An 11,398-nucleotide genomic window follows, 5' to 3' on the forward strand; every position below is an offset into this window, starting at 1 on the left:
TTCATTGATTTATATGGTTTTTATTTTTTTATTACATTATCTTATCGTGATAATTTACAACTTAACCTATCACTTTTCTTCTTTTTTAAAGACAGATTTTTCATCTTTTTTTATTCAAAAATCATAAATAATTTTCTTTAACACACACTAGGTTTAAGCAAAAATTATCACATAACGACAATTTGAATTTTAAAACTAAGTTTATTAATATGAAAACCATCTCTAAATATCTATTTAACTTTTGATACAACTTGAAAATTTAAAAAAATTTCTTTATTTCACATATACATATTAAATTCCTCAAACCTCGTTAAAGTTTAAAGTGGTCCCATACTTATGCTCTATGCAATTAATTTTTACATTTAATCTAAACAGCAATGTGGTTACTGATGGCATCAAAATTCACTAATAAATATGATTACAACAACAGATGTCAAAATAAATTCCACCTTGAAAAATATTGCATAGAAAAGCGTTTATTATAACCAAATTTCAACCCACAATTGAGCAATAACTCTATTTTTAATCGAGTAATAACTCTTTTTTTTTAAAAACTTAATTTTTTATTATTTTAACACATTAATTTTACAAAAAACAAACACTGTAAATTAATATTTTTTTTAATTATAAACTACGTGATTATGTTGAATCATATTAATCACAATTTTCACTTAATAGTGAGGACCGCTTCTCCGAGTGGTCTTTTTTTTATTTATATCTCTAATCAGAAAATTTTCAAATTTATCCAAAAAGGACGGTATTGTATTTAGAAAAGGTAAGCTGACTGGAAAAATTTTAGGAGAATGGGAAGTTCAAGAAGAAGCTTACGCGATGAATTTACACTGCATTCATCGTTTTTAAATGTTTACTGAGTTGTATTTAAAAAGTGGGCAACAATTTCTTGATGGTCTAAGGAACCAAGAGGTTAAGCGTTTACCTCCAAATATGAGAAATCAGTTATTGAAGGTGGCGGCATGAGTTCTAAAAAAATTGTTTTAATTAAGCAAAATGCATTTTTGGAGGGTGTTTAAATGAGCGCTGCAAGAAAATTTTAAGATCCAAATAATAACGAGCTTTATGATACCCTTATGATGCTGCAATGGAAGTATCGTAGCCCAGTTGTTCCACTTGATCAGGTTATTCCTGATTATCTGAAGCATTTAAAAATAGAATAGGCAAATAAACGGGCTAACAAGTGTGACCTTCCATTTCCTACATTTAGGTTAGACGGTGATAGATCGCCATGGTATGTTCATGTCAAGGACCTAGCTCAATGGATGGTCAGCCGAAAAGATGGGGCTAAGCAAGACTGGAATACCATGAACAGCTAATAATTCTATAAAAATATCTGCGCGGGTGCACCATATTTGCACCACGTACCACGTGGTTTTTATTAAATCATTGTTTTATAAAAATATAATAAAAAGATCTATCCCACCTGCCATCGGAGCAACAATCAAATTATTTGACAGTTGATATGAACCAATATACATATATTTTCTTACAATTTCTGATCAACATAGTATACTTCATTCGCCCGTTCGGCTCATCTTTTTGTGCGGTGTTGTTTCATTATGAACCAAGTGTTTTCGACTCATCCTCTATTCAAGACATTTAGCCTCTTGGCAATCAGCATAAGTTTAGCAGCTTGTGGTGATAATGCGTGGTGGTCAAATGGTAAAGAGCCTGAAATGAAGGCAGAACAAATTACCAAAGTTCTTCCGCCTCGCGTCAATGACCGCCAATCATGGTCGCAAGATATCTTCGATATCATGCAACAACTCAATATTCCGAAAACCAAGCAGAATGTCTGTAGTATTGTCGCTGTGGTCGATCAGGAATCGAATTTTGTTGCTGATCCTGCTGTACCTGGGCTGGGTGAAAAAGCTGTCAAGGAAATCAATACTCGACTAAATGAAAAGTTTGAAGCCAAACTGGGTGAAACTATTGGTGGTACCGTTGCTGGTTATTTTGAAGACGTATTAAAAAACCAGCCATCGCCCGAAAATAACTACATGAGCCAAATGCGCAAAGTGAAAACCGAGCGTGAACTTGATTTACTTTATCGCGAAATTTTTGATTATATGTCAAAGCACTATCATGTTAGTGCTTTAACTGGTGCAGCCAAGTTGGTCGGGCAAGACATCGGTGAGAAAATGAACCCGATTACGACATTAGGTTCAATGCAAGTGCATATTAATTATGCCAAAGAGCATAAGCGCCAAAGTGGTAATATCGCGGAACTCCGTAATGATCTCTACACCCAATACGGTGGTTTATATTATGGAATCCATCGCTTGATGGAGTATTCTGCCGATTATGATAAAGCCATTTATCGCTTTGCTGATTACAACTCAGGTATGTATTCCAGCCGTAATGCCGCTTTTCAAAAAATGGTTGAGGTAATTCAAAATAAAGACCTCGATTTGGATGGTGATTTACTGCTTTATAATAAAGACGGTAGCCCACAATCGACCCTCAGCCAATCTGAAAAAGAGATTATCGCAGCCTTTACTAATAACAAGGTTTTAGTGACGCCACGCCAAATTCGCGCGGATTTAAAAAAAGAGAAAGAGAAAAAATTCGAAGATACACAAACCTATTTAGCCATTCAAAAGCTGTATCAAAGTAAAACCAATAAAGAACCAATTTATGCAATGATGCCTGAAGTCATCATTTCAGGCCCTAAACTCAGTCGTGACTATAATACCAATTGGTTCGCCAGTCGCGTAAATGGACGATATGAAACATGCATGCAAAGAGCGAAACACATCAGACTATAAATTTAGCTTTATTTGATTTTGATGGGACACTTTACCCAAGAGATAGTTTTACTGGGTTTATTTTCTTTGTGCTTTCCAAACGCCATATTGTCAAAAAAGGCTTGAAGATTCTCCCTTGGATTCAAGCCTATTATTTACGCCTCTACCCTGCTCATGCGATGCGACCCCGCCTGTTCGAAACCATGTTCAAAGCCATTCCAATCGATTTTGTTGAAAAACTAGCTCAGGAATATGCACAAAAACTGATTAAACACCTAGATCCAGATTTACTACAACAACTTCAACTACACCAGCAACGAGGCGATCATGTTGTTTTGGTTTCCGCCTCTATTGATCTGTACCTAGATTCAATCTGTAAACTACTGAATATCGACTTAATTTGTACCCAGACAGAGATCAAGGATGGCGTTTTAACAGGCCGTTATCGCTCAGAAGATTGCAGCTGTGAACAAAAGAAATTACGTATTTTGCAGAAATACAATTTAGCAAATTACCAAAGTATCTATGCGTATGGTAATAGTGAAGAAGATTTAGAGATGCTTTCTCTAGCAGACCATGCTTATATGGTGGGCACAAAGCAAGCCCTGCCCTCATTAAACGGTACACAATTAGAACTGGCAGACATGAAAAAGCCCGCTTAAAGCAGGCTTTTTCATTGAAAACAATTTAATAAATCGCCATATGATCCCGATGAATCATTTCTAGCGAACGTGCTTCACCTAGAACCTGATACACCTTTTCCGACGATAAACCCTTGATCATTTCTGCTGAACGCGAACTAAAATTCACACGCCCAACGGCAATACGAGCACCGTTTTTATCGACGCATTCAACCACATCACCACGATCAAAATGCCCTTCAATTGCTTTAACGCCCACAGGCAATAAACTACGATGCTTGAGCTTGATCGCTTCAACCGCACCATCGTCAATCACCAAACGACCCGCGGTTTGTAAATGTGCAGCCAGCCATTGCTGATGTGCCGTCACGCGGTCATTGTCTGTGGTAAATAAAGTTCCCAACATCTCGCCCGCCATTAAGCGTGCTAATACGTTGTCACTTTCACCACTGGCAATCAAGGTTGGACAACCTGATCGTGCTGCTAGACGCGCTGCACGGACTTTGGTGACCATACCACCACGCCCCAGTACACCACCGCCGCCTGCCATTTCAAACAGACCATCATCCAATGCACGAACAGCTGAGAACAGCTTCGCATTCGGATTACTGCGCGGATCAGAATCAAACATACCTTGCTGGTCTGTCAGAATAATCAACAATTCCGCTTGTACTTGTCCTGCAACCATTGCAGCCAAGGTATCATTATCGCCAAAGCGAATCTCATCGGTCGAAACCGTGTCATTTTCATTGATGACAGGAATCACATGCCAATCAATCAAGTTTTGCAAAGCATCACAAGAGTTAAGATAACGACGACGATCGGCTAGATCATCATGGGTGAGCAGCACTTGTGCTGTTTGAATGCCATGTTGATCCAATACACTTGACCACGTATGGATCAAGCCCATTTGACCAATGGCAGCACAAGCTTGCAAACTGGGTAGATCAGTGGGTCGACTCGCAAGTTTCATACGTACCATCCCTTCTGCTACTGCACCTGATGAGACCAAAATAATCTCATGTCCAGCATTGTGTAGATCTGCAATTTGTTTCGCCCAATGCGAAATTGCATTTAAATCTAAACCTTGCCCGTTTGCAGTGAGTAAAGATGATCCGATTTTAACAACGATTCGTTTACACGCATTGAGCTGACGTTGCCCATCGACCACTTCTATCATTTTTCCCTCGGTTTACTAGTCACGAATGTAGATGCTTTCTACATCGCCTTCATCCTCATCATCATCAAAGTCTTCATCATCGTCCAAACCAGCTTCACGCTGAGCTTTACGCATGGCACGATATGCTTCTTTTGCTGCGATGGTTTGTTCACGTGTTTCAGCTTCAAGCTGCTCACGGAATGCTTTCACTTCTGCTGCATACTCAGGATCTTCAACTTCACGCTCACGTTGCTGCTCGATCTGATCCATTAAGTAATACACAACGTCTTTAGTCCCTTCCGACATCAAACCAGAAGTTTTGAATACAGGGCCTTTCCACTGCAATTCATCAAGAATGTGCTGACACCACTCTTCTCTCGACTCTTCAGGAAGCTGATCAAGCTTGTTCAACACCAATACCACTGGAAGTTTTGCCAGTGTTGGAGAGAACTTCTCTAATTCACCTAAAATTGCGCGTGCATTGTGGGCAGGATCAGAACCGTCAATGGGTTGAACATCCACAATATGCAACAGGATACGGGTACGCGCCAAATGCTTCAGGAAGCGAATTCCCAGACCTGCACCTTCTGCTGCACCTTCAATCAGTCCTGGAATATCCGCCATGACAAATGAACGATGACGATCCGCATCGACTACACCCAGATTTGGAACCATCGTGGTAAATGGATAATCGGCAACTTTAGGTTTTGCTGCGCTAACTGCACGAATAAAGGTTGATTTACCCGCATTCGGCATACCAAGTAAACCAACATCTGCCAATACTTTCAACTCTAGACGAACTTCGCGATATTCGCCTTTGATACCATGTGTACACTTACGTGGTGAACGGTTGGTTGATGATTTAAAGTGAGTATTCCCCAAGCCACCATCACCACCATGCGCAACTTTTACGCGCTGACCATCAGCGATCAAGTCACCAATGATGTCACCAGATTCAGTATCCACAATGGTTGTACCCACAGGTACTTTTAAAATCACGTCTTCACCGCCACGGCCGGAACAATTCGCACCCGAACCATTTTTACCGCGTTCTGCACGATAACGACGTGTATAACGGTAATCTACAAGTGTGCTGGTATCATCATCTGCTTGGATGTAAATACTTCCGCCACGTCCCCCATCTCCGCCATCTGGGCCACCAAAAGGGACAAATTTTTCACGGCGAAAACTGGCTACGCCATTGCCACCGTCGCCAGCCTCTACGGTAATGACTGCTTCATCAACAAAGCGCATGTGCCAATCCTCAAATTCTTAAAAGCGGACTATTTTGCCACATTTTAATAAAATTCTCGAATAGAAAAATCAGCAAATTGTTTTTTTTAAATTTATTATTTGTTCAATATTCAATTTCATGACTTTAGTCAGCAGACTAGCAGAATTTTTTCTCCTCAATTACGGTCTTACATTCTTCAACGGTAACTGCATTTGCATATCTAAATTCGCTTTAGTCTGCTGCACAGAGTTATACATGATCGCATCGAAAGAAGAGATATTGCTCATATTAATTGCATCATTCATATAAAAGCTTGGCTTAAATTGATGCTTCACAGCTAAATCAACTGACTCATCAAAATCAAAATAAACCGGCCCATCAAAAACAATTTTTACAGGAACGGTATAGGTTCGTTTCAGTTGAAATGGAATATCTAACTTCACTGGAATATTCAAACTCAAAGGAAACTTAGGCAATAATTTATTTTGATAAATCAAATCCGTACTGGTCTCGATCGGCATCACTTCATCCACTTTCAACATGGTTTCATAGTTAATATTGACTGTGATCGGTGTCTCCACCTCAAAACTTAGATCAGCCAAATACTTGCCTTTTAATGGCAAGTGCAAAGTTTGATCAATATCCAATACCGTCTTGAGCTGACCTTCGGACTTGACCCTTAAATGATCTCCCACCTGAATTTTAGTTCCTAATGATTCAGGCAAACGAATATCCGCCTGCTGTGCAGAAACAATCAATGACGCCTGAATATTCAAATAGAACCAAAACAAGATGGCCACCAAAGTGGTGACGATCACAAAACTGATCAACAAGCTTTTAAACGATTTGGTGATATCCATTATTCACCTACTTTTACATTATGTTCAGCAGCTTGTACTTCTACGGGTTGAGTTTTGACCCGATCCAGATACATGGTAGACAATGGAATTTTTAACTCGCCCTGCGCAATTTTAACCGGTAAGGTATTTTTTACATCCACAGTAGCATTCAGCTCAGAGGTAATCGGGACATTTAAATTACCTTGAATTGGAATATTGGCATTTAATTGTGTTTTCAACGGAATGTTCAAGTTTTCTTTCAGTTCTGTACGAACAGGCGCATCAAATTTTAAATGAACTTTTTGCTGTAAGGGAACTTGAATATCAATCGGTACATCCAGTTGCAATGGAATCGAGCCTTTCAATGGCAAAGTAACATCACGACCTAGAATTTTAACCTGAACCTTGGTATCAATCGGCAGACTTTGGTTCACTTTAATGGTTTCTTTAACAGGAATCGTGGTACTGATAGGAACCATATTATCGAAATAGACACGTGGTTTCAGGGTTTGAGTGAGTGGAATATTCAGTTGTTCATTAATTGGTATCTTGGCATCGACACGTCCATTCACATCAACATTGAGCGCATCTTTAACTTTGACCCGAACCTGTAAAGGTTCTTGCAAGTCAATTGCGACATCTTGATTCTTCAATGGAATATAAATATTAAAATGCTTAAATACCCACATTGCGATGTATACACCACACAAGTTGGCAACCACAATTAAAGCAAATACCACGAACAAACGTCTGAACTGCAACAATGATCTATCCCTTGATTAATTATTTCCCTTTTCCCCTATTCTTATCGATTTTTATGTTTAATTCAGCATATATTCTGTACAGTCAATAAAAAAGCCCAGTTAAAAACTGGGCTTTTTGTTATCGCTGTGCGAACAAATTATGCATTTGTTTCAGCAGGAACTTTCGCATAGCTTACGCCACACATTTGTTCAGCAATACGTAATACTTGGCAGCTATAACCCACTTCGTTATCGTACCAGACATAAGCTGTTAAACGCGTACCAGATGCGATTGTTGCTTGTGCATCAAAAACACCTGCAGTACGTGAACCAATAAAGTCGCTTGATACAACTTCAGTTGAGTTGGTATAACCGATTTGACCTTGTAGCTTCGAGTTGATCGAGATTTGACGAATGTATTCGTTCACTTCTTCACGATCAATTTCTTTCTCTAAGTTCAAGTTCAAGATTGCAAGTGAAACGTTTGGTGTAGGTACACGTACCGAATTCCCTGTTAACTTACCTTTAAGGCCTGGCAATGCTTTTGCAACTGCTTTAGCCGCACCAGTTTCGGTAATCACCATGTTCAATGTTGCAGCACGACCACGACGGTCTGCTTTATGGTAGTTATCAATTAAGTTTTGGTCGTTTGTAAACGAGTGAACCGTTTCAACGTGACCATTTAATACTTTGTATTTGTCGTCTAAAACTTTTAATACAGGTGTAATTGCGTTGGTTGTACAGCTTGCAGCAGAGATGATCTTGTCTTCATCTAAGATATCGCCGTTGTTCACACCAAATACAACGTTCTTCATCTCACCTTTACTTGGTGCAGTTAATACTACACGTGCAATGCCTGCACATTTCAAGTGTTGGCTTAAGCCTTCAGCATCACGCCACTTACCTGTGTTGTCGATAAGAAGTGCGTTATCAATACCGTAAGCAGTGTAATCTACTTCGCTTGGGCTTGATGCATAAATCACTTTAATGAATTGACCATTGGCAATGATTGCTTCATTTTCTTCATCAACAGAAATTGTACCGTCGAAAGTACCGTGAATCGAATCACGACGTAATAAAGAAGCACGTTTCGCCAAGTCACCGTCAGAAGATTTACGTACAACAATTGCTTTCAAGCTTAAACCACGGCCCAAACCTGATTGGCTGATGATTAAACGTGCCAAGATACGACCGATACGACCAAAACCGTAAAGAACAACATCTTTAGGTGCAGCAGTAGCAGCATTACCTTTGATTGAAGCAACCGCTTGTGCAACAAAAGCGTCTACATCACCGCCTTGGTTCTTGTATTCAACAGCAAGCTTACCGATATCAACTTCTGCAGAACCGATATTGTCAACTTTCATTAACGCTTCCAAAATCGGGAAGGTATTTACCACAGAAAGTTCAACATCAAGCATACGTGTACGACGATGCGTCTTCAGAATTTGAATTACTGAACGGTTAATTAAAGAACGACCGTAAACAGAAACAACAATATTTTTCTCACGATATAATTGACCGATGAGGGTAATCATACGTTCCGCGATTTCTTCACGGTTTTTCCAACGACCTTGGTGTTCTGCATGTAGGGCAACGATTGTTTCTTTGCTCACAGTTACGTCCTCTAATTTATATATACTGGGCGTGAATTTTTAAAACGCCATTATTGTAATAGAATTATCATCAAGATTGAATCAAAAGCCGCTAAACGAGCTAAGATTTTGTCCTAATTGACTATAAATTCATAAAATACCTATAATTATTTTTGTGAATTTTGGTAAAAAGTGACTTTAATCATCAGAATAGCTGAAACTTCTCCTATGCATTCAGTGATTTTACTTATAAAAAATTTAGTACTCAGCGAAATATGATCTAAATCACCCTCTAAGTTTAAAATGCTCACCAAATCAGATTAAAAGCCAGAATCACTACACAAGATATTGAAATAAAAACAAAAATAACGTATCAACTTGGTCGGACCTAGTATTCAAAAACATGAAGAGCAAATGAATTTTAAAACATGGTTATTACTGATTAGTATTCCCCTTGCCTGTGAAATCTCTATGGGCCTTATCGGAATGATCGGGCTTGGGCTGACAAATATCGTTTATTTTCCTATTTCTTGGATTGGCGAACCCTTTTTCAACTGCAATGGTGAGATAGGCTGTCTTCCCCGAGAATATGGGCGTATTTTAATGTTTCTGACCATCAACCTGAGCTATTATTTATATGCAAAGATTAAAGGAATTTAATTAGAAAACTAGATTCGCCTCAATCTAGTCCCCATCACTCAAACGTTGCGAGTATTGTTTTAAGTTCAATTGCAAATGTTGCTTGCGGCGTCTTTGTTGATATAGATGTGTTGCACCCTCAATCACGAGCAGCAAAACGGCCAACCAAATTGGGATATACGTCAACCATTCATCAGCGCCAATTTTCTCTCCAAGCAATAACGAAACCAAGGCTAACAATACGGGCTCCAAATAGCCAAGTAAGCCAAAAATAATTAAAGGTAAGTAGCGACTCGCAAGAATGTAGCTTCCCAACCCAATCGCGCTTAATAAACCTAATCCGATCACGACAAAAACCAAGCTCGGTTGATCCAAGAATTTGAGATATGACATCTCACCAGCCTGAGTAAAGAAAATCGCAATCGGTAAAATCAGCATAAGATCCCACCAAAAACCACCTAAGTGATCGGTTTGAATCTTTTTACGCAAAATAAAGTAAGCAGCATACCCCAATGCAACAAATACCGTTTCCCAAGCAATACTGCCTAAACGCCATATTTCATGCCCAACGCCTAACACAGCCAGCAATACTGCGACATACTGGAATCTGGAGAGCTTCTCCACATATAAAAAACTCCCTGCCAACACCAGAACTAAGGGTAAAAGAAAATAACCCAAAGAAACTTGCAGGCCTCTGCCATGCATGGGGGCCCATAGAAATAGCCAGAGCTGAGCTGAAGTGAGTACTGAAGTGGTCAATAAAAGTAATAATAAGCAAGGATTGGCAAGAATCCGTTTAAACACAGTTTTGATGAGGGATAAATCACCACTTAACCACATAAATAGGGTCAGAAATGGAATTGTGGCAATAATTCGCCAACCAAAAGTCTGCTCACTATCCAAAGAACCGAGGAACTGACTATAAAAATAGAGAACGCCAAAAGTAACAGAAGCCAAAATTGAATAAGCAATTCCTTTTATCATTTTCAGCCTCTGCTTGAATAATATTTTAAAAAGTACGTGATTTATCCACTATATAAAATAAAAAAAACCATGCATGCATGGTTTTTCAACAAGTATAACTGATTTAATGATGTTCAGGATAAATAACATCCGCAATATCATAACCCAATGATTGAGCATAATTTAAATATTCATGAATCACTTCTTTTTTGGGATTAGGTATGCGTGAAAGCACCCATAAATATTTACGGCGCGGTTCTCCTACCAGAACCGTTTGATAGTCATTATCGAGTTTTAAAATCCAGTAATCACCACGGATTACAGGCACCCAACGCACGACTTCAGGCAAGAAGCTCACTCGTAATTTAGTATTAAAGGGAGCATTATCAACAAAAGCCTCTCCGAGACTTTGCTGTAAATTACCTTCACTGTCATAACATTTGTTATCAACAACAATATTGCCATTTTCATTTAAGGTGTATGTAGCAGTGACGTTATAAGCACACTTCCGCTCAAAAAACATCGGTTTTCGCGCCACTTCATACCAAACACCCAAATATTTATCGAGTTCTACTTTGTCAACTGTTGGCAAGGGTTTTGCTTGTGCATAAGCAATCGTTCCAACAGCCAGCCCAGTTAAAACGGCCCCACCAATGGCAATCTTTGCAAGGCGCCAACTCGCTTTCGGGAAATTTTTAATAAAAGGCATGAGACATCCTCAAAACGGTAATTTGTTATCAATAGTCATATAGTTAGCAATTTAAAATAGCTTACTTTGTGAACAAAAACTGTTGCGATATGTATCCCTTTTCAAGATTCCCGA

10 protein-coding genes and 1 pseudogene are annotated in these 11,398 nt (G+C 39.0%); 4 read left to right on the forward strand and 7 right to left on the reverse strand.

Going from position 1 to position 11,398, the window contains the following annotated elements; translation table 11 throughout:
* Positions 1–1,187: 1,187 nt before the first annotated feature.
* The 3 genes and pseudogenes from F895_RS20340 to F895_RS04155 all read left to right on the forward strand — a co-directional run.
* Positions 1,188–1,331: pseudogene (locus F895_RS20340) on the forward strand (pyocin activator PrtN family protein); the annotation flags it as partial.
* A 243-nt stretch (positions 1,332–1,574) separates the two neighbouring features.
* The gene (locus F895_RS04160) at positions 1,575–2,783 is read left to right on the forward strand and encodes a DUF1615 family protein (RefSeq protein ID WP_005243223.1); all 1,209 of its coding nucleotides are present in this window, start codon (positions 1,575–1,577) and stop codon (positions 2,781–2,783) included.
* Positions 2,750–3,424 (forward strand): HAD-IB family hydrolase, encoded by a 675-nt coding sequence (locus F895_RS04155; protein WP_005243224.1) that lies wholly within the window; start codon positions 2,750–2,752, stop codon positions 3,422–3,424. The genes F895_RS04160 and F895_RS04155 overlap by 34 nt, the downstream gene beginning before the upstream one ends.
* A 25-nt stretch (positions 3,425–3,449) precedes the next feature.
* Here the strand turns inward: F895_RS04155 and proB are convergent, their stop codons facing one another.
* The 5 genes from proB to F895_RS04130 form a co-directional block, all read right to left on the reverse strand.
* Entirely contained in the window at positions 3,450–4,583 is a 1,134-nt protein-coding gene (proB, locus tag F895_RS04150) for a glutamate 5-kinase (protein WP_005243225.1), read from the reverse strand.
* A 15-nt stretch (positions 4,584–4,598) separates the two neighbouring features.
* On the reverse strand, positions 4,599–5,816 hold the full coding sequence (cgtA, locus tag F895_RS04145) for an Obg family GTPase CgtA (protein ID WP_005243226.1): 1,218 nt from the start codon (positions 5,814–5,816) through the stop codon (positions 4,599–4,601).
* Positions 5,817–5,975: 159 nt separating this feature from the next.
* Positions 5,976–6,656: a hypothetical protein gene (locus tag F895_RS04140; protein WP_005243227.1), complete on the reverse strand. Its 681-nt coding sequence runs from the start codon at positions 6,654–6,656 to the stop codon at positions 5,976–5,978.
* Positions 6,656–7,399 carry a hypothetical protein gene (locus tag F895_RS04135; RefSeq protein ID WP_026040206.1) on the reverse strand — a complete coding sequence of 248 codons (744 nt, stop codon included), beginning with the start codon at positions 7,397–7,399 and terminating at the stop codon, positions 6,656–6,658. The genes F895_RS04140 and F895_RS04135 overlap by 1 nt, the downstream gene beginning before the upstream one ends.
* A 137-nt stretch (positions 7,400–7,536) precedes the next feature.
* Complete coding sequence (locus tag F895_RS04130) at positions 7,537–8,994, reverse strand: glyceraldehyde-3-phosphate dehydrogenase (protein ID WP_005243229.1); 1,458 nt, start codon at positions 8,992–8,994, stop codon at positions 7,537–7,539.
* A 393-nt stretch (positions 8,995–9,387) separates the two neighbouring features.
* Here F895_RS04130 and F895_RS0119075 point away from each other — a divergent pair, with 393 nt between their 5' ends.
* A complete protein-coding gene (locus tag F895_RS0119075; protein ID WP_010590098.1) occupies positions 9,388–9,633 on the forward strand; it encodes a hypothetical protein in 246 nt (81 codons plus the stop codon).
* A gap of 24 nt (positions 9,634–9,657) precedes the next feature.
* Here F895_RS0119075 and rarD read toward each other — a convergent pair whose 3' ends face one another.
* Together rarD and F895_RS04120 are read right to left on the reverse strand one after the other, a co-directional pair.
* The gene (gene rarD / locus F895_RS04125; protein ID WP_005243232.1) at positions 9,658–10,596 is read right to left on the reverse strand and encodes an EamA family transporter RarD; all 939 of its coding nucleotides are present in this window, start codon (positions 10,594–10,596) and stop codon (positions 9,658–9,660) included.
* A 103-nt stretch (positions 10,597–10,699) separates the two neighbouring features.
* Positions 10,700–11,284 carry a lipocalin family protein gene (locus F895_RS04120; RefSeq protein WP_005243233.1) on the reverse strand — a complete coding sequence of 195 codons (585 nt, stop codon included), beginning with the start codon at positions 11,282–11,284 and terminating at the stop codon, positions 10,700–10,702.
* Between the last annotated feature and the right edge of the window lie 114 nt (positions 11,285–11,398).

Origin of the sequence: Acinetobacter sp. CIP 64.2 (assembly GCF_000369645.1) — a bacterium.
GTDB lineage: Bacteria > Pseudomonadota > Gammaproteobacteria > Pseudomonadales > Moraxellaceae > Acinetobacter.